Source organism: Lentibacillus daqui (genome assembly GCF_027186265.1).
Lineage (GTDB): Bacteria > Bacillota > Bacilli > Bacillales > Amphibacillaceae > Lentibacillus_C > Lentibacillus_C daqui.
Genome location: NZ_CP114176.1, coordinates 977929 through 1000850 on the forward strand (window position 1 = coordinate 977929; position 22922 = coordinate 1000850).

Below are 22922 nucleotides of genomic sequence, written 5' to 3' on the forward strand. Positions count from 1 at the left end.
AGGATTGAGCCCAGTCAACTAAACTTATTTGGTCGATGTTTCTTGTAACGGGTTGAAGTTTATGTGAATTAGGTTGATAACCCTGAAATCGGGTCGAAGTTTATATAGATTAGGTTGATGTTCCAGGAAATGGGTCGATGCTTGTGCAAACCAGGTTGATGTCTCTGGAAATGGGTTGATGTTTCCCGGAATTAGTTTGCCCACTGCAATATTATTGCCAAGTAACGCTTGTTTTCACTCAAAAATAACGCAAATTTTCCATGATTACAGTAAACGACAAACCGAAATCAAGGTTGCCGCTAGTGAAATACGCCATTTTTTGCTAAACTATGGGGGAAAGAATTTGTGCAAATTTAAAATGGAAAGTGGCGTTTAGTTTATGGAAGAAGCAGCACTAATTAGTATTGTTGTCATTCTTGGACTAGGGATCTTTTCCCAATGGCTTGCCTGGCGCATTCAGTGGCCATCGATTGTAATTATGTCCATTGCCGGGTTGTTAATTGGCCCGATCTTTGGACTGATTAATCCGAAAGAAGCATTGGGCGATTTATACAGCCCCATGATTTCGCTGGCTGTTGCTGTTGTCTTGTTTGAAGGAAGTTCAAGTCTTGATGTACGGGAACTAAAGGGGATTTCCAAGTCGGTATTTCGGATTGTAACCTTTGGCGCTTTTCTGGCATGGATCGGTGGCTCACTTGCTGCCTACTATATCGCCGGTCTAAGTCTTGAAGTTGCGTTTATTATCGGTGGATTGTTCATTGTAACAGGCCCGACGGTGATCATTCCGTTACTTCGGCAGGCTAAATTAAAATCACGGACAGCAACAGTTTTAAAATGGGAAGGAATTATTGTTGATCCTTTTGGTCCGTTATTGGCACTGTTTGCCTATCAAGTGATTAAAATATTGGTGAATGAACATTTATCGTTTCAATATCTGTGGAATTTCTTTTTAGGTGCGATATTTGCAGTCATCCTTGGGTTCGTTGTCGGTCTTGTCGTCAGCATTATGGTTAGTAAAGGCTGGTTTCCAGAGTACCTGAAATCACCAATTATCCTGTCATTTGTTTTATTATGTTTTATGATTGGCGAGGTAGTGATGCATGAAACGGGAATGCTCGCAGTGACCATCATGGGGCTTAGCATTGGCCGTTCGAAAAAATATGTGTCGTCGATTGAAAATGTTGGGCACTTTGTCGAAAACATTTCTGTGATTTTGACATCCACCATTTTTATTTTACTGACCGCCTCTTTGACACGAGAAGTGATTGGACAAGTATTCACACTGCCGATTATCGGATTTGTGCTGGTTATGCTATTTATTGTAAGGCCGTTATCGATCTGGATTTCAACGATCAAAACAGAGCTTTCCATTGCCGAGAAGACACTGATTGGTTGGATTGCTCCCCGTGGTGTGGTAGCACTCACTGTTTCCGGGTATTTTGCCTCGTTGTTGCTAGATGATGGTTACAAAGATGCGTCGTTATTGACGGCATTAACGTTTGCACTGGTTTTTATTACGGTGTGCGCGCATGGGTTTACCATTGGACCGCTGGCAAAAAAACTGCAACTGGCTAGTTCTGAACCACCAGGAGTTTTAATTGTCGGAGCCAGCAGCTTTTCCGTTGAACTGGCAAAAAGCTTAAAACAATTCGGGATTCCGGTACTAATCACCGATATTTCTGAGGATCGTTTGCAACCGGCAATGGATGAGGGAATCGATACATACCTCGGTCAGATTCTTGCAGAGCATACACAATTTGAAATTGACTTGGTACCATATGAGACCATCTTGGTCATGACCGGTGATGCTGCCTATAATGCGTTAGTGTACCAGTCCTATGTTCCGGAATTTGGTTATAACAATGCATTTGTCTTACCCGTTGAATCGCCTGGAAAACAGGAAGCGGAAAGAGAAGTTCCTGCATCATTGAATAGCCATTTGCTGTTTGGCGAGCATGCGCTTTTTCGGAGGTTAAATAGACAAATAAATACGAACTATTCGTTGGAAACGGTCGCTATTGATGAAAAGCACAAAGTAAATAAGGATGATATCCTGCATCTGGGAACACCATTATTTATTAAAAAGAAGGATGATACGATCGAATTTATTACATTCCGGCAAAAGTTTACGTTAGATGATGGCGATCAGCTTGTGTTGCTTGGAGAAAATCGTTAGGTACAGTTAACCAAATATGATAAATACAGTTCACTTCCATCGATTACAGGTGTGTGGATTGAAAAAAAAATATAAGTTGAGGAGCTGAAAGTAATGCGTACAACAGAAATTAAAAAACGCGCACCATTTCGGGGAGATCATGTCGGTAGTTTTCTGCGACCAGCACGACTGAAGCAGGCACGGAGTCGATTTGCAAATGGAGAAGTAACGGCAGATGAACTGCGGGCTGTTGAAGACGAAGAGATCATTAAACTGATTGAAAAACAAAAAGAAATAGGATTGAAATCTATTACAGATGGAGAATTTCGCCGCTCCTGGTGGCATTTTGACTTTTTGGAAGGTTTGACAGGTGTGGAAGGATATGATCCGGACAGTGGTTTGCATTTTGTTGGTATTGAGGCAAGGAACCGTTCTATTCGCGTCACAGATAAAGTAGATTTTAATGATGACCATCCAATGCTTGAACATTTCCGGTTTTTGAAAGAGCACGTAGGTCCCGATCATGTTGCTAAAATGACAATTCCGAGTCCCAATATGCTGTTACTCCGTGGTAGTATTGACTCGAATGCCTATACAAACATTGAAGCATTGCTACCGGATTTAACCAACGCTTATAAACAGGCCATTCAAGCATTCTATGATCTGGGGTGCAGATATTTGCAGCTTGATGATACATCATGGTCATCCTATTTGTCGGAAAAAGGACGAGCAGCTATTCGCGAACAGGGATATACACCGGAGGAAATGCAAAAGATCGCTGCCCGGGCAATTAATGAATCCATTGCAGAGCGACCGGATGATTTATTGATTACGATGCATATTTGCCGGGGAAATTATCGCTCGCATTACTTTGCGGAAGGGTCGTATGATACGGCATCCAAAACGATTTTCGGTGAATTGAATGTGGATGGTTTGTTTCTGGAATTTGATGATGAACGTTCCGGTGGATTTGAGCCATTGCAGTATGTAAATCGGGATGACTTATATGTAGTGCTTGGATTAATCACGACAAAATTTGGTGAAATCGAGGACAAGGATTTGATCAAAAAACGGATAGAAGAAGCAAGCAACTACCTGTCGCTGAATCAGCTTTGCCTGAGTCCGCAATGCGGCTTTGCGTCGACAGAAGAAGGTAATGATATTAGCGAGGAAGATCAATGGAAAAAAATCAGCCGTGTATTGGAGATAGCTGAAGAAGTATGGAAATAGGAACGAATGACTCCCATCCGGAGATGATGGGGGTCATTCGTATTTTACAGGGAGGCTATCCTTCTTGTTTATTCATCAACATACTCATTCCACCAACAATTACATTTTCACCTGTTTGTTTTTTTACTACTAATTTTGCCACAATGACCCCAGCGGTCTCCCCTTTATCGATCTTATCCGTAACCTTCATTTCCAGTGAAACGGTATCATTGATGAACGTCGGATTGGTGAACCGGATTTTGTCCATGCCATAAAATGCAACAACAATCCCCGGTTTTAGTTCCACCAGACCAGTAGCAATTGATAAAACAAGCATTCCATGTGCAATCCGCTTTTGAAATGGAGTGTCTTTTGCGTATTCGATGTCAGTATGTAATGGAAACCAATCTCCGCTTAGTGAAGCGAAATTAACAATGTCAGCCTCCGTGATCGTTCTGCCGCGTGAATTCCATGTATCGCCGATTTGATAGTCATCATAATACTTATTAAACAAATAAGTCGCCTCCTGATTTTGAAAAATAATAGTTTGATTTGATTTTACTTATATTGATTGCGCAATTTAAACTTCTGTACCTTACCAGATGGGGTTCTTGGTAATTCCTCTACAAAAACGATTTTACGTGGTTTCTTATAACTTGCTAATTTTCCTTTAATAAAGTTATGAATATCGTTTTCTTCTATTACCGTTCCGGGCTTTGACACAATTATGGCGCAAACAGATTCAATGTATTTTGGATCAGGTATCCCAATAACAGCAACGTCTTGAATGGATTCATGTCTAATCAACACATCTTCCAATTCAACGGGATAAATATTTTCCCCACCGCTACGGATCATATCTTTCTTTCTGCCGGAAATGGTTAAATACCCCGCCTCGTCAAGATACCCCAGATCACCAGTATGGCACCAACCATTGATAAAGGTTGCAGCTGTTTCCTCGGGCTTTTTCCAGTATCCCATTGAAACGGCGGGACCTTTGATACAAATTTCCCCGATTTGGCCTGATCCTAGTCTATTATCCTCGTTATCAACAATTTTAATTTCGGTAAATGGCATCGGTTTACCAGCTGTATATCCTTTTGTTTCTGCATCGACAGGATCAAGCGATACCGCAATTGGTGTCCCCTCCGTAAGTCCGTAAACCTGTGCTAATTCGATATGAGGAAATCGCGTTTTCAGTTCATCGATTGCCCAGGAAATAATCGGATCTCCGCCAGAATAGATTGTTTTTAGGCTACTTAGATGATAGGTGGAAATATTGGGCAGCTTTAGCATTTCATAAATCATAAACGGAAATAGAAAACAATCAGACACATTTTCTTGTTCGATTATGCTCAAAACCTTCTCAATATCGAAAGCTCCACTTTTGGTGATTACCAGTTTACCACCTTGCAACAACACAGCTAGAGCCACATCCTCCATTGCCCCAACATGATATAATGGCCCAGTCGTCATGCCCACTGTATCAGCATGAAAACCCCATTTCAGTGCTTGCATGCTAGCAAACCATAGTGTGTTCTCATGGGACCAAAGTGCACCCTTGGGTTTGCCGGTTGTCCCAGACGTGTACATCAGCATAACAGGATCGGATTTATCGATGTTATGTTGATAAGTAAACGCAGCTTCCCCATCGAGCAGCACCTGCCAATCATGAGCCCAGTCAGGTACATGTTTCTCATTAGACGAAAGACAAATAAATTCATGAACTGGAATGACGGATCGAATGTTAGCGAGCTTATCCGCAAGACTTGCATCAAAGCAAAGCACGGTACATCCTGAATCTTTAAGAATGTATTCCAATTCTTCCTCAGCCAGCCGGAAGTTGAGTCGAACGGCAATCGCACCTAATTTGGCAATGGCAAAATAAAGTGCAAAATATTCTAACCCATTGTACAACAGCATACCAACCCGGTCACTTTTTTTTACACCCATCTTCCGCAAAGTATTCGCATATTTGTTTGATGTTTCATTAAGTGTTCCATATGTCCATGACTTTTCTGATTCCAGTTTGATAGCTTCCTTTGCTGGGTTAATCGTCTGAATGTATTTCTCAACACGATTTACTAGATAACCGACGTCCATATGGAAGTCCTCCTTTTGATAAGGATGAAGTAACCAATGATTTTGCTTAGGGGGGATTCATACATTTACAAAAGAGAAATTGATTTTAATTCAATATACAGTTGCGACGCATAAAAGTCAAGTATATTCAGAATAGTTGGTTCTGAATGATTGGATGATGGAAAAGTAAAGATATAGAGATTTATACGAATGCGGAATTCATTCCTTAACAAAGAGTTAATAACAACTAATAATTCCATTGGGCATTCGTCACTATTTAAATGATACTACATGTATGAGCAGACAACCTATGCTATACTGAAAAGAAAACAGGGTAGAAAGGGTATATAATGCAAAAAAGACTATCTGATAGTATTGCAGATGATATCATGTCAATGATCGTTATAGAGAAAAAATTTCTTCCAGGTGATAAGCTCCCAAACGAAAATGAATTATCGGAGGAACTTAATATTAGCAGGACAACACTTCGAGAAGCAATCCGGATATTAGTTACAAATGGCGTCTTGGAGATTAGACGGGGAAAAGGTACGTATGTAAAAGAAGATATTGAAGTAAATAATATAGAGTCTTTAGGTAATCTTGCAGATGCTAAAATTAATGCGAAAGATTTATATGAAATGCGATTAATCTTTGAACCAGAAGCTGCCTACTATGCTACAATTCGAGCAAGTGATGCCGAGTTAGAGCGGATTTTGGATTATGGAACGCGCATAGAACAAAAAATCAAGTGCAATGAGGATCGGACAGCAGTCGAACAAAAATTTCATAAATCCATCGTAAAGGCTACCCATAACGAGTTCATGGAAAAGCTGATGCCGGTTATTTACGAAGCTATTGATAAAGGAGTCATCTTATCAAAGAGAAAAGAACTAGCAATCAAAGATACGATCAATGATCATAACATGATTATGGAATTTATTAGGAATCGTAATCCTGAAGGTGCAAAAAGTGCGATGAAAATTCATATTTTGCATGCGATGAGGGAATTAGGGATTGAATAATGGTTAATTTATGACATCTTGGTTTCATACCAGATGTTTTTTTGTATTACAACGTTATTGACAGTAGACAACCAACAATATAAAATACATTATAAACATTTTTCAAATAAAAAAATCAAGGATGTGTGCAGATGAGAAGAAGTGATACGATTAAAATTGGGGTGGATCGTGCTCCTCACCGTAGTCTTTTATATGCTACAGGGAAAGTAAAAGCAAAGGATTTGGGGAAACCATTTATAGGCATTTGCAATTCTTATATTGATATTATTCCTGGTCATGTACATTTGCGTGAATTTGCAGATGTCGTAAAAGAAGCAATCATTGAAGCAGGTGGTATTCCATTTGAATTCAATACGATTGGTGTTGATGATGGCATTGCGATGGGGCATATTGGAATGCGCTATTCATTACCAAGTCGTGAATTAATTGCTGACAGTGCTGAAACGGTCATTAATGCACACTGGTTTGACGGGGTATTTTACATTCCAAATTGTGACAAGATCACCCCGGGTATGCTAATGGCTGCTGCTCGTACGAATGTACCTTCTGTCTTTGTTTCAGGTGGCCCGATGGAAGCTGGTAAAAGCTCCAGTGGAAAACAACTATCATTAACATCTGTTTTTGAAGGTGTTGGTGCATATAAATCGGGCAAGATGACGGAAGTAGAATTTAACGATATTGAAAACAATGCTTGTCCAACTTGTGGATCATGTTCAGGTATGTTCACAGCAAACTCTATGAACTGTTTAATGGAAATGTTAGGTGTGGCACTACCCGGGAATGGATCAATTGTAGCCACCAGCGAGAAGCGTAGAGAATTGATTCGTGAAGCGGCAAAACATTTAGTTCGTATGATTGAAGAGGATGTTAAACCTCGCGATATTATTACAAAAGAAGCGATTGATGATGCATTCGCCCTTGATATGGCAATGGGTGGATCTACTAATACAGTTTTACATACACTGGCAATTGCCAATGAAGCTGGCATAGCGTATAACCTAGAAGATATTAATAAGGTTGCAGCACGTGTGCCATACCTTGCAAAGATTATGCCTGCATCTGATATCTCGATGGATGATATTAATCAAGCTGGCGGAGTAAGTGCAATCATAAATGAGTTGACTAAAATTCCCGATGCTATTCATCCCGAACGTTTAACGATAACGGGCAAGACAATGGGTGAACTTGTTAGTGGATATGAAATTACGAATGAACAAGTAATCCGTACAAAAGAAAATCCCTACAGCCCAGTTGGAGGATTATCCATTTTATACGGGAATCTCGCCCCAGAAGGTGCAGTTATTAAAGTAGGCGCTGTTGACCCTGCTATTAAGGTATTTGAAGGGGAAGCAATTGTCTTTGATTCTCAAGATGAAGCACAAGAAGCGATTGATAATGGGTCTGTAAAAGAAGGCCATGTTGTTGTTATTCGTTATGAAGGACCTAAAGGCGGACCCGGAATGCCTGAGATGTTAGCACCTACTTCTGCTATTATGGGTCGTGGTTTAGGCAGTACCGTGGCACTTCTAACAGATGGACGTTTCTCGGGAGCATCTCGTGGTATTTCTGTCGGACATATTTCTCCAGAAGCCGCAGAAGGTGGACCAATTGCTTTAATTGAAAATGGGGATATGATTGTCATCGACTTACCAAATAGAACACTAAATGTACAAGTATCGGATGAAGATTTGGAAGAACGTAAAAAATCTTTAAAACCATTTGAGCCTAAAATTAAACGCGGCTGGTTAAGTAGATATTCAAAACTTGTAACAAATGCATCAAACGGCGGCGTAATGAGCATATAATTGTTATAGTTTCATGGATGAGATTAATAGAATAATGTCATTCCGCACAAATTCGTCGGAACCTTTTAACTAGATATAAACGTTTGGATTTTAAATCCAAACGTTTATTTTTTTGGTTTGTTTTCATTACTTCGATGGTCTGCGTCGATTTTATGTACGCAAATGGAGAAAAATTTAAATAATAACCAAACTTCTGTTAATTATGTTATCATAATAATGTGAAATAAATATTATATTGAAAAAGTAAAGGAGGGTATTTTATGAATGTACATGATGTTTTCGGATCTCCAAAAACCATTCATTATGGTCGGGACTCATTTAAAAATGTGGGAAGGGAGGCAGTAAAACAAGGAAAGAAAGCGATTATAATCAGTGACAAGGTGATGGAAAGTCTTGATTATGTGAGCAAGTGCCGGAATTTCCTTTCTAAAGAATCAGTGGACAGTGTGGTTTATACGGGGATTGAATCGGAACCGACGGATATTTATGTTGAAGAGGCGTTAGCATTATTTCGGGAAGAGAAATGTGACCTGGTCATTTCTCTTGGTGGAGGAAGCTGTATGGATACCGCTAAATCAGTTGCTGTTCTTGCTACAAACGGTGGATACATTGGCGATTACATGGGAGGGAAGAAACCATTAACTGTTGCCCCTGTACCACATATTGCTATTCCAACTACAGCGGGAACTGGATCAGAAGCAACAGATGTGACGGTTATTGATAATACCGCAACAGATGTCAAAATGATGATCCAGCAGGCTTCATTAAGACCGGAAATTGCAATTGTTGACCCATTGCTAAGTATGTCGGCCCCGAAGCATGTCATTGCGGCAACAGGGGTTGATGCCTTAAGTCACGCAATTGAAGCCTATCTCTCCAAAAAAGCACACCCAATGACGAATATGATGGCGCTTTCAGCAATGGAACTCATTGTTAATAATCTAGTACCTTCCTACAAGGATTCGGAAAATATTGATGCCAAAGAAAATATGTCTCTAGCAGCTCTACAAGCCGGTTTGGCGTTTTCTAATGCTTCAGTGTGCCTGGTTCATGGTATGTCCAGACCCATTGGTGCATTGTTTCATGTACCACATGGTTTCTCCAATGCAATGCTATTGCCTGCTGTACTTGAGTTTAGCAGAGATCAGGCGGTAGATCGGCTGGCGGATTTGGGCAGAATTTTTAAATCATCGGAAAAAGAACTTTCTAACGAAGCAGCTGCCGATGTTGCGATTGATTCAGTGAAAGAGCTATGTGAACAATTAAATATTCCCAATTTGGAGGGATGGGGAATTAAGAAACTACAATTTGAGAACGCAATCCGTAAAATGGCTGAAGATGCCATTGATAGCGGCAGTCCGGGAAATAATCCAAGGGTTCCAAGCAAACAAGAAATTGAAGATCTTTATAAAGGATGTTATGATTATCAATTTTCATCGGAAAGTAAAGTAAACTAAAAAATTAGGAGAAATGAGGAGCATTCATGGAAATATTAGGTATGATTGGCTTGATCGTATCACTGGTCTTACTTATTTATCTCACCATGAAAGGCATCAATATTATTATAGCTGCTATTTTATGTTCTGTTTTAGTCGCGGTTACCGGTGGATTGAATTTACAAACCGCCATGATGGAAAATTACATGGATGGGTTTTCCAGCTATTTTGCCTCCTGGTTTTTGGTATTCCTGTTGGGAGCCATCTTTGGAAAGTTCATGCAGGAAACTAAATCTGCAGAAAGTATTGCACAATGGATCAAGCATACATTGGGAGAAAAACGTGCTGTATTTGCGGTAGTAGCTGCGGCAGCCATCATGACATATGGAGGAGTGAGCTTGTTTGTGGTTGGTTTTGCCGTATATCCGATCGCGGTATCATTATTTCGGGCAGCTAATTTGCCGCATCGGTTTATTCCAGGCGCTTTGGTATTTGGATCGATTTCATTTACGATGACATCGCCTGGTTCTCCGGAGATTCAGAATATCATTCCAACTGATTTTTTTGATACAAGACCAACTGCCGGAGGGTTTATTGGTGTTCTTTGTGCACTTCTCATTTTGGTTGTTGGCGCAATATGGCTAGGTAAAATGGTAAAAAAAGCAGTAAAAAACGGGGAACAATTTTCGCTACCATATCAAGCGGCAGAAGAATCAGCAGCAGCCCTGGAAGCGCAAGAACAGGACAAGGAGGCATCCCCAAAAGATTTACCACATATCATCATTGCGGTTATTCCTTTAGTGGTCGTGATTGGGTTGCTGAACATTTTGTCGTTATTCATGAACCCTACCGCTGCACTACTTTTGGCATTAGTGGCTGGAATCTTTTTGGCGTGTACAACGATGAAAAGGTTCTTGCAGGAGTTTTGGGAATCGCTTGCAACCGGAACGCAAAATGCCCTGATTGCATTAGCAAACACGTGTGGAGTTGTTGGTTTCGGTAGCGTTGTCGCACAGGTATCTGCTTTTGATCATTTGGTCAACAGCCTTGTCAATATGCCGGGACCGCCATTATTAGGTCTGGCTATTGGTGTCACATTAGTCTGCGGGATTACCGGATCCGCGTCCGGTGGTTTGGGTATTGCATTGCCAATTCTAGCACCGATTTATATAAGCCAGGGTCTTGATCCGGGTGCTATGCATCGTGTATCGGCATTGGCATCGGGTGGAATTGACTCCTTGCCCCATAATGGTTATGTGGTAACAACAGTAAGGGTTATTTGTGGGGAAACACATAAACGAGCCTATAAGCCAATTCTTTACTTAAGTGTTGTTGTACCAACGCTAGTCCTGTTGTTAGCAGTCGTACTATATTCTATTTTTTAATCCTTAATCTAGTAAACAAAACATCATACAGGAGAGGAAATCATGAAAATTAAATCAGCAGTCCTAAGGGAAATGGGGATTGATCATCCCTATGTGGAAAGCAAGCCCATTCATATCGAAACATTGGAACTGGATCAACCACAGCGGGATGAGGTATTGATTGAAATCAAAGCAGCAAGTCTTTGCCATTCCGACTTATCTGTTATTAATGGCAGCAGACCACGTCCGTTGCCAATGGCGCTGGGTCATGAAGCATCCGGCATTGTCAGGGAAGTTGGGGAAGGTGTAACTGATTTGCAGTCAGGTGATCATATTGTTTGTGTATTTGTACCAAGTTGTGGTCATTGTGTTCCCTGTCAAGAGGGACGTCCAGCCTTATGTGAGCCTGCAGCTGAAGCAAATGGTGCAGGAACATTAATGAACGGCGGCGTTCGGTTGCATCATAAAGCAGAAGAAGTAAAGCATCACATTGGTGTTTCCGCTTTTTCCGAGTATGCAGTTGTCTCCAGGAATTCCTTAATCAAAGTGGATCAGGATATTTCATTCGAGCACCTGGCATTGTTTGGCTGTGCGGTTATTACTGGAGTAGGTGCAGTCGTCAATACAGCAAACATTAAATTGGGAAATACAGTTGCTATTGTAGGATTAGGTGGTGTCGGTCTGAGTGCATTACTTGGGGGGTATCAGCTGGTGCGAGTAGAATTGTCGCTGTTGATATTAATGAGGCAAAACTAAACCAGGCGAAAGAACTTGGGGCAACGGACACGTTTAATTCCAAGGATCCCGATGTTATAGAAATGATTCGTCAAGCAACGGATGGTGGACTAGATTATGTGTTTGAAACGGCTGGTGCGGTGCCTGCGATGGAAGTTGCCTACAACATCACAAAACGCGGAGGCACGACCGTCACAACCGGATTACCACATCCAGATCACCATTTCTCCTTTCCATATGTTAGTTTAACAGCGGAAGAGAAGACATTGAAAGGTTCCTATGTCGGCAGTTGCGTTCCGAGTCGGGATATTCCGCGGTTTATCAATTTATTTAAACAAGGTCGTTTACCGGTTGACAAGTTGCATTCGGATACCATTACCCTGGATGAAATTAATGAAGGGTTTGATAAGTTGGCTAGAGGAGAGTCATCGAGAATTATTATTAAGATGTGAGTTAGTGATAAAAGCATTATAAAATTTGCCTCGTAGCTGTTCTGCGGGGTATTTTTTATTAAATTCGTAGGCGTATGAAGTAAATTTGCCAGGAAAAGTTTAATTCATACTGAAACTTTATTGACAATTACTATTAGTCGTTATATGATATTTTATGTAATCGTTTACAAAAACTTTGGCAAAGGAGATGCTAGGTTTGGCAACTATTCAAGAGGTTGCAGCAAAAGCAAATGTATCAGTAGCAACCGTATCACGATATTTAAATAATCCTGATGTTGTAGCAAAAACAACAGCAGAAAAAGTTGAAGAAGCAATCAAGGCGTTGAATTATGAACCAAGCATATTAGGGAGAAATTTACGCAAGTCAGAGAGCAAGCTATTAATTGTATTAATTCCTAGTATTTCCAATCCCTTTTATACAGAAATTATAAATGGCATTGAAGACACTGCTATTGAGAAGGGCTATAATATACTGCTGTGCCAAACAGATTCCAATCCAAATCGGGAAGCCATTTATTTTAATTTAATCCGAAACCGATTGGCTGACGGTATCATTTCCATGGATCCAACCGTAAACCGGGATAAGCTGATTGAAATTTCTAAGGAGTATCCGCTTGTTCAGTGCAGTGAGTATGATGAAAATGGGATTATTTCATTTGTCACGATTAATAATGAGTTAGCTGCTTACCAGGCCGTACAGTATCTCACAAACATCGGTCACGAACGCATTGCCTTGATTAACTCCGACGAAAAATTTCTATATGCCCGTGAACGAAAACAGGGTTATCTGCGGGCAATGAAGGAATCAGGGATAAATCCTCATCCCAATTGGATCTTTACAACCGAGAATTTGGAGTTTGATAGTGGCAGACAAGCAATGAAGAATTTGCTCGGGCAAAATGAGCGGCCCACAGCCGTGTTTGCAGTATCTGATATTTTAGCGATTGGTGCATTAAAAGAAATTCATGCCAGTGAACTGAGCGTACCGAAAGACATAGCAGTGGTTGGCTTTGATAAAATTAATTTTTCCAACATGACTCACCCTACATTGACAACAGTTGCTCAGCCAATGTACCAGATGGGAAGCATGTCGGCAAATATGATCATTAATAAAATCAAAGGAAAGAAGACGGAGAGTATTATTCTGGATCATGAATTAGTTATTCGTGAATCTACCTAAATTTACTTAAGGTATTGAAATGAAAGATAAATTATATTATAATGATTTGTAATCGATTACAGTAACCGTTTACAAACATTTGGGAGGAGTTCATGTGAGGGCGAAAAAAAGATTGTTTTGTAGTCTTGGGGTTTTTTTACTGATTTTAGTACTTGGAGCTTGTAGTGGGGATTCAAATACAGGTGGTGATACCAGTAACTCTGATGGACAGGTAACAATCGTATATGCACGTGGAGTGGATACCAGGGGTGCAACGGATAAATTAATTAAAGCATTTGAAAAAAAACATCCGAACATCCATATAAAGTATCAAGAAATGCCTTCTGAATCAGGAGAACAACATGATCAATATGTAACTGCATTCAGTGCGAAAAGCTCAGAAATCGATGTGTTCGATGCAGATAACATTTGGCCGGCAGAATTTGCACAGGCAAACTACGCTATGAATTTGGACCGATTTATTGAGAGAGATGGAATTGATATGAACGATTATTTTCCAGGACCAGTCAAGGCAGGTTACTTCAAGGGAAAACAATGGGCAATGCCAAAATACACGGATGCTGGTGTCATGTTTTACCGGAAAGATATTGTAGATGACCCTCCGGAAACTTGGGATGAGTTCATTGAGCAGGCAAGCAAATATAAAGGTGAAAAAGGTACAAAGTATGGCTATTTAATGCAAGCTTCTCAATATGAAGGACTAATCACAAATGCAATTGAGTTCATCGGTGCCTATGGTGGGTCAATTCTGGATGAAAATCAAAACGTTGTGATCGATAGCCCTGAAACCGTCAAAGCGATTAAGAAGATGAAGGAAGTTGTCAATTCAGACATTGTTCCCGGAAATATCTTTAATTTTACCGAAATCGAAACAGAGTCTTCCTTTATCGAGGGAAATGCTGTCTTTGCCAGAGATTGGGTTTATTTACAATCATCAACAGAGGATGAGGAAAAGTCAAAAATTACTGGCGACGTCGACTTTACTACTATGCCCGCAGGAGATAAGGGGTCTGTTTCAGCACTTGGTGGATGGATGACGATGATCAATCGTTATACCGAGCATCCAGAAGAGGCTTGGGAATTTGTGAAATTCATGACCGGACCCGAAGGCCAAAAGATCTCGGCTGTTGACGGTGGAAATGCCCCAACATTAGCAGATTTATATAATGATAAAGAGGTGCAAAATGCTGGTGTGCTGTTCGGTGATCCTGAATTTGTGAAAATATTGGAAAACGCTGAACCAAGACCTGTTTCACCGATATATCCGAAACTCTCGGATATTATGCAAATCGAATTATCGAAAGCGCTAACCTGTGATATTACACCTGAAAAAGCAGCAAGCAACATGCAATTAAAAATGGAATCGGCGGTAAAGGATTAGCTGGATCTAATGAGGCAGGTTAGGAAACTACCATATATTCATTTGCAATAACAGCTAGAAAAAGGAGGGTTCATTGTTGAAAAAGCAGCGATTTCAGCTAAATGAAAAACAGCTTGGATATGCGTTCGTCCTACCATCACTTGTGTTGGTCTTTGTTGTCATATTATGGCCGGTTGCCCAGTCCTTTTGGAACAGTTTGTTTGACTATAGGTTAAATGACCCTGCACGATCTGAAAAAATGTTGGGTACGAATATTGATTTGGAAACATATGTTGACAATTATTATCTTCTGCAAGTTCAACTGGATGATTTAGCGGATACTCCAGAAGGAAAGCGGAATAAACAAACCCTTGAGTCAATTCAAAACGGTATAGAGAAATATCATAAGGAATTAATTAGTGATAAACAGATCAAGGATAAGGTTGACCAAGTCGATCAACTTTTAAAACAGTACAAGCCTGTTAGAGAATCTAAACTAAAATATCAGAAGTTGGATAAGGATTTTGCGTCAACGTACCGAAAAGCTTTGATTGATTATCAACATGATTTGGCGGAAATAGCCAATTCAAGCGATAAGGAGACAATAAAAACTAGTTTTCAGCAAACAGCGGATTTACTTGGTTCTTCCAGTGAATCCATACTAAAGCCGAATTTTATTGGCTTTGACAATTATCAAAAGTACTTTAAAGATAAGCGGATGTGGCAGTCATTGGGAAATACAACATTCATTACCATCATTTCTGTATTCTTTGAACTAGTTTTTGGTATGTTAATTGCTCTTTTGATTAATCGTACTTTTAAAGGCAGAGGATTTATCAGGGCCTCTGTATTGATCCCATGGGCAGTGCCTACTGCAGTTGCAGCCATGATGTGGGGATTTTTATATGATGGGCAGTCAGGGATTGTTGCTCATTATTTGGAAGTGTTACACATTATTCCAAGTTCTTCATGGCTTTTATCATCGGGAAGCGGCGGTTTATTTTCTGTTATTTTAGCTGATGTCTGGAAAACGACTCCATATATGGCCTTGCTAATTCTGGCTGGATTACAGACAATACCGGGATCCCTGTATGAGGCATCAAATGTGGATGGCGCTAATAAGTTTCAGCAGTTTTTCAAAATAACGTTGCCATTACTGAAATCTTCTATTCTAGTAGCTTTGTTATTCAGAACCTTGGATGCTTTTCGCGTATTTGACCTTATTTATGTTTTAACTGGTGGTGGGCCGGCAAACTCGACCGAATCAATATCTGTATACGCATATAAAACATTGTTTGCGCAACAAAACTTTGGAGAAGGTTCCACGCTATCAGTTATTGTCTTTTTATGTGTGGCGATAATTAGTTTTATTTACGTAAAATTAATTGGCTCAGATCTTTTTGCAGGACGAACAAAATAAGGAGGATGCCGAAAATGAATAAACGAGCAGGGATTGGCTTTTATGTTTTTTTAGTTATCTTTGTATTCTTGGTGATGTTTCCGTTTATTTGGGTGTTCTTAACATCTTTAAAACCGGTCGGAGAAATCTTCTCTTCATTTAATTGGTTTACGAAACACCCATCACTGGATTCATATGTGGCGGCTTTAACGCATCGGCCGTTAATGCGCTATATGATGAATAGTTTTGTTGTTTCTATCATTACAACGTTGCTATCCGTTGTGTTTGCGTCATTTACGGCATATGCACTAACAAGGTTGCCTATTAAAGGAAAAGGTCTCATACTGGGAATTGTTCTTGCAGCTTCAATGTTTCCACAAGTAGCAATTTTGTCACCTATGTTTAACCTTGTGACAGGACTTGGTTTACGAAACAGTTATATGGGATTAGTTATTCCATATATTACCATTAGTTTACCATTATCCATTTGGGTGCTATCTACATTTTTTCAAAAAATCCCGTATGAGTTGGAGGAATCAGCAAAGTTGGATGGTGCCAGTCCATTTCAAACGTTTAGAAAGGTTATTTTTCCATTAGCGGCACCCGGGGTATTTACAACAGCTATTCTTGCTTTTGTAGCTGCCTGGAATGAATATTTGTTTGCCCTGACGATTAACAGTAACGATGCTTGGCGGACCGTACCAGTTGGTATATCTATGTATACAAGCGAGTTTTCGATCCCATGGGGCGATATTTCCGCCGCCACCGTTATTGTGACCATTCCAATTGTAATTCTTGTGTTAGTTTTCCAACGAAGAATTGTATCCGGTTTAACGTCCGGTTCAGTTAAAGAATAGTTACTTGGAATACTTACGGAAAGACTGGCATAAAGAAAACAGGTGGGTATGCTGCAAGTTGCAGCTTAAGATTTAAACCTATATAAAAATTAACGAAGGATGATGAAGATATGAGTTCAAATGTAAATGTAGCAATCATTGGTTGTGGGGGGATTGCAAACGGCAAACATTTACCAAGTTTAAAACGATTACAGCAAGTTAATCTCGTTGCATTCTGCGATATAGAAGTGGAAAAAGCCGAACGCGCAGCAAAGGACTATGGCGTGAAGGATGCGGCCGTATATACTGATTATAAAGCGTTATTGGCGGATGCAAGTATTGATGTGGTTCATGTTTGTACCCCGAATAATTCCCATGCGGAGATTTCTATTGCTGCGTTGGAGGCAGGAAAGCATGTCATGTGTGAAAAACCGATGGCAAAAACAAGTGCAGAGGGGCAAGCAATGCTTGAGGCAGCGGAGAGAACTGGCAAAAAACTAACGATCGGTTATCAAAATCGTTTTCGTCAGGACAGTCAATATTTACACAATGTCTGCAAGCGTGGTGATTTGGGTGAAGTATATTATGCAAAAGCGCATGCAATCCGTCGTCGTGCCGTACCAACATGGGGAGTATTTTTGGATGAAGAAAAACAAGGGGGCGGACCGTTAATTGATATTGGAACACATGCATTAGACCTGTCATTATGGATGATGAACAATTATGAACCGAAATCCGTTATGGGATCAACCTTTCACAAATTAGGAAAAAGAGCGAATGCAGCCAACGCATGGGGACCATGGGATCCGGAAAAATTCAAAGTGGAAGATTCAGCCTTTGGTTTTATAACGATGAAAAATGGTGCTACGATTGTACTAGAAGCAAGTTGGGCGCTTAATTCGCTTGATGTAGATGAAGCGAAATGTTCGCTCTCTGGTACAGAAGGTGGGGCTGATATGAAAGACGGACTAAGAATTAATGGAGAAGAATTTGGCAAGCTGTATACAACCAACGTGGAACTGGATAACAGTGGAGTAGCTTTTTATGAAGGTGATACGGAGAGCGATGCAGAATTAGAGGCACGTTTGTGGATTGAGAGTATTATCAATGATACGGAACCTATAGTTAAGCCAAAAGAAGCACTAGTGGTTACGCAAATCTTAGAGGCTATCTACCAATCTGCCAAAACAGGTGAAGCGGTTTACTTCGATTAAAGGACCATGTCAGACAAAATGAGATAGAGCAGCGGTAATACTAATGAGAAGGAGTAATAACCATGAACATAACGGTATGGAATGAATATCGGCACGAAAAAGAAAATGAAACAGTAAGAAATGTTTATCCGGATGGCATCCATCAAGTTATAGCAAACTTTTTAGAAGAGGCAGGGCACCATGTGAAAACCGCAACACTTGACGAACCGGAACATGGATTAACAGAAGCAGTCTTATCTGAAACCGATGTACTTATCTGGTGGGGACACAAAGCACATGATGAAGTACACGAAGAAATTGCGGAGCGGGTAAAGCAACGGGTTTTAGATGGTATGGGATTAATTGTCCTGCATTCCGGACATTTTTCCAAAGTTTTTAAGAAATTGATGGGTACAACGTGTGACTTGAAGTGGCGCGAAGCAGGTGATAGGGAAAGGTTATGGGTGGTGGATCCGACTCATCCTATTACAGAAGGACTTGGTTCTTACTTGGAATTGGAACAAGAAGAAATGTATGGGGAACACTTTGATATTCCGGCACCAGATGAGTTGGTGTTTATCAGTTGGTTTGAAGGTGGCGAGGTATTTCGCAGTGGGGCTACATTTAAACGTGGCAATGGAAAAATATTTTACTTCAGACCGGGCCATGAAACTTATCCGACATATCACAAACCAGAAATTCAGCAAGTCATTCAAAATGCAGTGAAATGGGCAGCTAATCGCAATACGCCTAAACATGAGTACGGTAATGCCAAACCATTAGAAGAAATTTCAAAAAAGCGTTAAGCAGAAAAGATTGTTCAGTAGTTTGGAGATGGAAGAATGACGAAATTGAAAATGGGGATCATTGGAGCAGGCGGGATTGCGCAAAATCGGCATATCCCGGCATATCAAAGTCTTAGTGATACCGTTGATGTTGTTGCTGTTCAGGATGTCAATCCCGTAAATGCACGAGAAGCCGCGGAGAAATTCCAAATTCCCGAAGTCGTTGAAGATTATCACGACATGTTTCAGATGGTTGATGCAGTAACGATCTGCACGCCGAATAAGTTCCACGCAGAAATTTCAGTTGCGGCACTTGAAGCAGGGGTACATGTTTTATGTGAAAAGCCAATGGCAATGACGGTAAATGAATGCGAGGCCATGATAGCTGCTTCCAGGAAATCCGGGAAACTATTATCGATTGCCTATCATTATCGCCATACCCAGGCAGCACGAACAGCCCAGGCAGCAATCAATGCCGGGGTTATCGGTGATCCGCTTGTGACAAGAGTTCAAGCATTACGACGGCGAAAAGTACCTGGATGGGGCGTGTTTACGAATAAGGAATTACAGGGTGGCGGCAGTTTGATAGATTATGGCTGTCATCTACTGGATCTGTCCATGTGGCTGCTTGGTGATTCGCAACCAGTTGAAGTCATAGGGAAAACCTATAATCGGCTAAGTAAAACACCAAATCAGCTCAATGATTGGGGGACATTCGATCACGAAACATTCGATGTTGATGATCACGTATCCAGCTATATTACCTTTGATGACGGGTCATCCCTTCAGTTCGAATGTTCCTGGGCCGCCAATATAAAAGAGGATACCCTACATTTGAGTATTTCTGGTGCTGATGGTGGATTGAATGTTTATCCATTTGAAATATACCAGCCCCGTTATGGAACGTTTATGACAGAACAGGCAAAGGCGGCACATGATGAGTGGGAGGCAGGACAACGGCAAGCGGCTAATTTTGTGAACAGTTGTCTGGGCTATGAATCATTAGTCGTCAAACCAGAGCAAGCGATGGAAGTTAGTAGAATCATTGAGGCTATCTATGCGAGCAGTGCAAGCGGTCACAGTGTCCGGTTGTAAAAAATTTATCATCTTTAAGAGGAGTGATTTTCATGAGGTTGGGCGTATTTACTGTCCTATTTGCGGGGAAAACATTTGAAGAAATGCTGGATCATGTAAAAGATTCCGGACTGGATGCGGTGGAAATTGGTACCGGTGGGAATCCAGGAAATGATTTTTGCCCGCTTGACGAATTACTGGAAAGTGAAGATAAGCGGAAAACATATCTGGAGAAAGTCCATGAACGGGGATTAACGATCAGTGCATTCAGTTGTCATGATAACCCGATTTCTCCAAATAAAGAACAGGCAAAAAAAGCACATGAAACATTTGAAAAAACGGTTAAACTGGCCTCACTGATGAATGTACCAGTTGTTAATACATTTTCCGGTACACCAGGGTCTGATGAGGATGCCAAATATCCAAATTGGCCGGTAACTCCTTGGCCAACGGAATATTCCGAGGTTTTAAACTGGCAATGGGAAGAAAAGCTGATTCCTTATTGGAAAAAAGCTGGAAAATTTGCCGAGGATCACGGGGTTAAAATTGGGATTGAATTACATGCCGGTTTCCTGGTACATACCCCGTATACGATGTTGAAGCTTAGGGAAGCCACCAATGATGCAGTCGGTGCAAATCTTGATCCAAGCCATTTATGGTGGCAGGGTATTGATCCGGTTGCAGCAGTCAAAATTTTAGGGAAAGCGAACGCGATTCATCATTTTCATGCTAAAGATACGTATATCGATCAAGATAATGTTAACATGTATGGGTTAACAGATATGCAGCCATATGCTTCCGTACAAAGCCGGGCCTGGACATTTCGTTCGGTTGGGTATGGACATAGCTCCAAGGTGTGGTCTGATATCATTAGTGCGCTCCGCACGTATGGCTATGATTATGTGGTTAGTATCGAACACGAAGATCCAATCATGTCGATTGATGAAGGATTCAGTCAAGCTGTGAAAAATTTAAAAGCGGTGAACATTCGTGAATCTGCTGCTGATATGTGGTGGGCTTAAAAATGAAGGCGCTATTCCTGGCGCCTTCATTTTTATATACTAATCAGCAGCTTCGGCCAAGATTAAAAGTAGGTTGATTGAAATTCAGTTACCCCACAATGATGTTTAATAAAAGTGTCATAGCCAATCCAACCAAGCCAACGATGGATTGTATGATAGTGATTGTTTTAAACGTTTCCCCCATCGTCATACCGAATGATTCTTTTACCAGCCAAAAGCCACCATGATTCGCATAGTTAAAGAATAATGATCCGGATCCGACTGCCACTGTCAATAGTGCTGTGTTAATACTTGGGTCAGCAGCTACTAGTGGGGCTAAGAGGCTTGTTGATCCAACGATTCCCACTGTAGCGGATCCGGTGGACACAGATAATAACGCCGCAACGACCCACCCCAATGCAATAGCTGAAAGGGAGAAACCGGAAGCCAAATGTACGATCGCTTCGCCAACACCTGAATCCTCCAATACCTGTCCAAATGCACCCCCGCCAGCGATAATCAACAAAATTCCAGCAATTGGCTTAAGGCTTGATCCGAGTGAATTGCGAATTTGTTTTGTATCTGTACCACGAGCGTATCCAAGCATAATAATAGCAGCCAGCACACCGATTAACATGGCAATGACAGGGCTGCCAAGGAATTCAGCGACCCGATAAAACGCATTATCCTCTGAAAGAAAAATCCCTGCAATTGCATGTAACAGCATCATGATAACCGGAATTACAATAGCGCCGAAAGCAGTTGTTATCGGTATTGGTGCTTTTGTTTGATTGGTTTCTTGGTTCGTCGTGTATTGATCAAGCAAGTCTTTGTTCGGTTTTACTGTCATGCTTGGGGTGATGAATTTACCATATACCGGCCCTGCAAGAATGACGGCAGGAATGGCACAAATAAAACCATAAATCATTGTCATACCCAAGTTAGCGTTGAAAGCCCCGATAGCAATAAGCGGGCCTGGATGAGGCGGCACCATCCCATGCATGGTAGCCAGAGCAGCAATAACTGGAACTCCAATGGAAACATAAGCTGATCCTTTCACACTGCCTTGTTGTTCCAGTTTGCTGGCAACAGTAAAGATGAGCGGCAATAACATAATTAGTCCAACCTCAAAAAACATGGGAATACCGATAATAAATGCAGCCAAGGTCATAAGCCACGGAAGACTTCGGGGATTCGAACCATTTAGAATAACAGAGGCAATTCGGTCACTTGCTCCAGAGTCTGCCAATAGTTTACCAAGCATAGCACCTAGCGCAATGGTGAGCCCCGTTTCGCCAAGTGTAGAGCCCGCCCCCTCCTCAATTGATTCAGCAACTTTATCAATCCCCAGGCCTGATGTCAGTCCAACTCCCACAGATATAATCAATAGTGCCAAGAGTGGATGCATCTGCAGTTTTGAGGTAATTAGGGCTATAAGAAGCAGTATGCCACATACTGTGATAATAAGTAGTTGTATATCATGTCCAGTCATAAAATATCCCCTTTGCAATATGAATAACAATTTTTGATAGTAGAAAAAAGGCTCTTAACCAAAATCTATGGTTGACAGATTGGATGTAATTTTGATTTATGCGATCGCTACGGAAAAACACTACGCTTTCCGTGGGCTTGTCCTCAGCCTCCTCGAAAAAGAAGATCGCTTTTTCTGCGGGGTCTTCACACTGCGCATTCCCACAGGAGTCTCCGTGTTTTCCTCCGCTAGCGAGTTTATCATCACCATTTTTATTCATTAATTTCAACCATAGATTTTTGTGCTGCCCCAGAAAAAATACTACTAATTCTCTTCCGTGTAAGGTGTAGTCTCCCACATTTA

Annotated in this window: 18 protein-coding genes and 1 pseudogene; 15 read left to right on the top strand and 4 right to left on the bottom strand. The window is 40.9% G+C overall.

Annotated elements, in window-relative coordinates; translation table 11 throughout:
* Nucleotides 1–379: 379 nt before the first annotated feature.
* Complete coding sequence (locus O2S85_RS05075; RefSeq protein WP_269411615.1) at nucleotides 380–2176, top strand: cation:proton antiporter; 1797 nt, start codon at nucleotides 380–382, stop codon at nucleotides 2174–2176.
* Nucleotides 2177–2269: 93 nt separating this feature from the next.
* Nucleotides 2270–3385: a 5-methyltetrahydropteroyltriglutamate--homocysteine S-methyltransferase gene (locus tag O2S85_RS05080; RefSeq protein ID WP_269411616.1), complete on the top strand. Its 1116-nt coding sequence runs from the start codon at nucleotides 2270–2272 to the stop codon at nucleotides 3383–3385.
* Between the two features lie 55 nt (nucleotides 3386–3440).
* On the opposite strand, the gene O2S85_RS05085 is transcribed toward O2S85_RS05080, so the two are convergent.
* Both O2S85_RS05085 and O2S85_RS05090 read right to left on the bottom strand, forming a co-directional pair.
* Nucleotides 3441–3878: a MaoC/PaaZ C-terminal domain-containing protein gene (locus tag O2S85_RS05085; protein ID WP_269411617.1), complete on the bottom strand. Its 438-nt coding sequence runs from the start codon at nucleotides 3876–3878 to the stop codon at nucleotides 3441–3443.
* 44 nt (nucleotides 3879–3922) lie between these two features.
* Nucleotides 3923–5467: a class I adenylate-forming enzyme family protein gene (locus tag O2S85_RS05090; protein ID WP_269411618.1), complete on the bottom strand. Its 1545-nt coding sequence runs from the start codon at nucleotides 5465–5467 to the stop codon at nucleotides 3923–3925.
* Nucleotides 5468–5796: 329 nt separating this feature from the next.
* On the opposite strand from O2S85_RS05090, the gene O2S85_RS05095 reads away from it, so the two are divergent.
* From O2S85_RS05095 to O2S85_RS05155, 13 genes and pseudogenes are all read left to right on the top strand, one after another.
* Nucleotides 5797–6468, top strand: a complete 672-nt coding sequence (locus tag O2S85_RS05095; protein WP_269411619.1) for a FadR/GntR family transcriptional regulator — start codon at nucleotides 5797–5799, stop codon at nucleotides 6466–6468.
* Nucleotides 6469–6599: 131 nt separating this feature from the next.
* Nucleotides 6600–8273 (top strand): dihydroxy-acid dehydratase, encoded by a 1674-nt coding sequence (gene ilvD, locus O2S85_RS05100; protein ID WP_269411620.1) that lies wholly within the window; start codon nucleotides 6600–6602, stop codon nucleotides 8271–8273.
* A 260-nt stretch (nucleotides 8274–8533) separates the two neighbouring features.
* Complete coding sequence (locus tag O2S85_RS05105) at nucleotides 8534–9730, top strand: iron-containing alcohol dehydrogenase (RefSeq protein WP_269411621.1); 1197 nt, start codon at nucleotides 8534–8536, stop codon at nucleotides 9728–9730.
* Between the two features lie 26 nt (nucleotides 9731–9756).
* Complete coding sequence (locus O2S85_RS05110; protein WP_269411622.1) at nucleotides 9757–11094, top strand: GntP family permease; 1338 nt, start codon at nucleotides 9757–9759, stop codon at nucleotides 11092–11094.
* Between the two features lie 42 nt (nucleotides 11095–11136).
* Nucleotides 11137–12260, top strand: a pseudogene (locus tag O2S85_RS05115) (zinc-dependent alcohol dehydrogenase family protein).
* 196 nt (nucleotides 12261–12456) lie between these two features.
* Nucleotides 12457–13440 (top strand): LacI family DNA-binding transcriptional regulator, encoded by a 984-nt coding sequence (locus O2S85_RS05120; RefSeq protein WP_269411623.1) that lies wholly within the window; start codon nucleotides 12457–12459, stop codon nucleotides 13438–13440.
* Between the two features lie 94 nt (nucleotides 13441–13534).
* Nucleotides 13535–14821 (top strand): ABC transporter substrate-binding protein, encoded by a 1287-nt coding sequence (locus tag O2S85_RS05125; RefSeq protein WP_269411624.1) that lies wholly within the window; start codon nucleotides 13535–13537, stop codon nucleotides 14819–14821.
* Nucleotides 14822–14897: 76 nt separating this feature from the next.
* Entirely contained in the window at nucleotides 14898–16220 is a 1323-nt protein-coding gene (locus O2S85_RS05130) for a carbohydrate ABC transporter permease (protein WP_269411625.1), read from the top strand.
* 14 nt (nucleotides 16221–16234) lie between these two features.
* Nucleotides 16235–17056, top strand: a complete 822-nt coding sequence (locus tag O2S85_RS05135; RefSeq protein WP_269411626.1) for a carbohydrate ABC transporter permease — start codon at nucleotides 16235–16237, stop codon at nucleotides 17054–17056.
* A 110-nt stretch (nucleotides 17057–17166) separates the two neighbouring features.
* The gene (locus tag O2S85_RS05140) at nucleotides 17167–18249 is read left to right on the top strand and encodes a Gfo/Idh/MocA family protein (protein WP_269411627.1); all 1083 of its coding nucleotides are present in this window, start codon (nucleotides 17167–17169) and stop codon (nucleotides 18247–18249) included.
* Nucleotides 18250–18311: 62 nt separating this feature from the next.
* Nucleotides 18312–19034 carry a ThuA domain-containing protein gene (locus O2S85_RS05145; RefSeq protein ID WP_269411628.1) on the top strand — a complete coding sequence of 241 codons (723 nt, stop codon included), beginning with the start codon at nucleotides 18312–18314 and terminating at the stop codon, nucleotides 19032–19034.
* Nucleotides 19035–19070: 36 nt separating this feature from the next.
* Entirely contained in the window at nucleotides 19071–20108 is a 1038-nt protein-coding gene (locus O2S85_RS05150) for a Gfo/Idh/MocA family protein (RefSeq protein WP_269411629.1), read from the top strand.
* Between the two features lie 32 nt (nucleotides 20109–20140).
* Nucleotides 20141–21109 carry a sugar phosphate isomerase/epimerase family protein gene (locus O2S85_RS05155; RefSeq protein ID WP_269411630.1) on the top strand — a complete coding sequence of 323 codons (969 nt, stop codon included), beginning with the start codon at nucleotides 20141–20143 and terminating at the stop codon, nucleotides 21107–21109.
* 88 nt (nucleotides 21110–21197) lie between these two features.
* On the opposite strand, the gene O2S85_RS05160 is transcribed toward O2S85_RS05155, so the two are convergent.
* Together O2S85_RS05160 and O2S85_RS05165 are read right to left on the bottom strand one after the other, a co-directional pair.
* Entirely contained in the window at nucleotides 21198–22580 is a 1383-nt protein-coding gene (locus O2S85_RS05160; RefSeq protein ID WP_269411631.1) for a GntT/GntP/DsdX family permease, read from the bottom strand.
* On the bottom strand, nucleotides 22567–22848 hold the full coding sequence (locus O2S85_RS05165) for a hypothetical protein (RefSeq protein ID WP_269411632.1): 282 nt from the start codon (nucleotides 22846–22848) through the stop codon (nucleotides 22567–22569). Before O2S85_RS05165 ends, O2S85_RS05160 begins: the two co-directional genes overlap by 14 nt.
* Nucleotides 22849–22922 lie beyond the last annotated feature (74 nt).

Bases quoted from the DNA above. Each gene is read 5' to 3' on its own strand.
- O2S85_RS05075 (WP_269411615.1), top strand. From the start codon at position 380: ATGGAAGAAGCAGCACTAATTAGTATTGTTGTCATTCTTGGACTAGGG.
- O2S85_RS05145 (WP_269411628.1), top strand. From the start codon at position 18,312: ATGAACATAACGGTATGGAATGAATATCGGCACGAAAAAGAAAATGAA.
- ilvD (WP_269411620.1), top strand. From the start codon at position 6,600: ATGAGAAGAAGTGATACGATTAAAATTGGGGTGGATCGTGCTCCTCAC.
- O2S85_RS05150 (WP_269411629.1), top strand. From the start codon at position 19,071: ATGACGAAATTGAAAATGGGGATCATTGGAGCAGGCGGGATTGCGCAA.
- O2S85_RS05090 (WP_269411618.1), bottom strand. From the start codon at position 5,467: ATGGACGTCGGTTATCTAGTAAATCGTGTTGAGAAATACATTCAGACG.
- O2S85_RS05110 (WP_269411622.1), top strand. From the start codon at position 9,757: ATGGAAATATTAGGTATGATTGGCTTGATCGTATCACTGGTCTTACTT.
- O2S85_RS05095 (WP_269411619.1), top strand. From the start codon at position 5,797: ATGCAAAAAAGACTATCTGATAGTATTGCAGATGATATCATGTCAATG.
- O2S85_RS05160 (WP_269411631.1), bottom strand. From the start codon at position 22,580: ATGACTGGACATGATATACAACTACTTATTATCACAGTATGTGGCATA.
- O2S85_RS05080 (WP_269411616.1), top strand. From the start codon at position 2,270: ATGCGTACAACAGAAATTAAAAAACGCGCACCATTTCGGGGAGATCAT.
- O2S85_RS05155 (WP_269411630.1), top strand. From the start codon at position 20,141: ATGAGGTTGGGCGTATTTACTGTCCTATTTGCGGGGAAAACATTTGAA.
- O2S85_RS05140 (WP_269411627.1), top strand. From the start codon at position 17,167: ATGAGTTCAAATGTAAATGTAGCAATCATTGGTTGTGGGGGGATTGCA.
- O2S85_RS05105 (WP_269411621.1), top strand. From the start codon at position 8,534: ATGAATGTACATGATGTTTTCGGATCTCCAAAAACCATTCATTATGGT.
- O2S85_RS05135 (WP_269411626.1), top strand. From the start codon at position 16,235: ATGAATAAACGAGCAGGGATTGGCTTTTATGTTTTTTTAGTTATCTTT.